Raw genomic sequence first — 835 nt, 5'->3', positions numbered from 1 at the left:
GGCTCTGTTGCAAAAATCGTGAAGCTTGAGCATGCTTGGCGGAGATTGGACGGACGGAACGATGACGGATTTCAAGTGGCGCCATTTCCAGGGTGATGTGATCCTGTGGGCGGTGCGCTGGTATTGTCGCTATCCGATCAGCTATCGCGACCTTGAGGAAATGCTGGCGGAACGCGGCATTTCGGTCGACCATACGACGATCTATCGCTGGGTCCAGTGCTACGCCCCGGAGATGGAGAAGCGGCTGCGCTGGTTCTGGCGGCGTGGCTTTGATCCGAGCTGGCGCCTGGATGAAACCTACGTCAAGGTGCGGGGCAAGTGGACCTACCTGTACCGGGCAGTCGACAAGCGGGGCGACACGATCGATTTCTACCTGTCGCCGACCCGCAGCGCCAAGGCAGCGAAGCGGTTCCTGGGCAAGGCCCTGCGAGGCCTGAAGCACTGGGAAAAGCCTGCCACGCTCAATACCGACAAAGCGCCGAGCTATGGTGCAGCGATCACCGAATTGAAGCGCGAAGGAAAGCTGGACCGGGAGACGGCCCACCGGCAGGTGAAGTATCTCAATAACGTGATCGAGGCCGATCACGGAAAGCTCAAGATACTGATCAAGCCGGTGCGCGGTTTCAAATCGATCCCCACGGCCTATGCCACGATCAAGGGATTCGAAGTCATGCGAGCCCTGCGCAAAGGACAGGCTCGCCCCTGGTGCCTGCAGCCCGGCATCAGGGGCGAGGTGCGCCTTGTGGAGAGAGCTTTTGGCATTGGGCCCTCGGCGCTGACGGAGGCCATGGGCATGCTCAACCACCATTTCGCAGCAGCCGCCTGATCGGCGCAG

Annotated in this window: 1 protein-coding gene; it reads left to right on the top strand. The window is 60.7% G+C overall.

Annotated features, from left to right (window positions below; genetic code table 11):
* Window positions 1–61: 61 nt before the first annotated feature.
* Window positions 62–826: an IS6-like element IS6100 family transposase gene (locus NQ050_RS11005; RefSeq protein ID WP_001389365.1), complete on the top strand. Its 765-nt coding sequence runs from the start codon at window positions 62–64 to the stop codon at window positions 824–826.
* Window positions 827–835: the final 9 nt, after the last annotated feature.

The organism is Corynebacterium sp. 122RC1 (assembly GCF_024580955.1).
Taxonomy (GTDB): Bacteria; Actinomycetota; Actinomycetes; order Mycobacteriales; family Mycobacteriaceae; genus Corynebacterium; species Corynebacterium kozikiae.
Note: the sequence above shows the minus strand (reverse complement) of the source record. Positions and strands in the feature narration are given on the sequence as shown.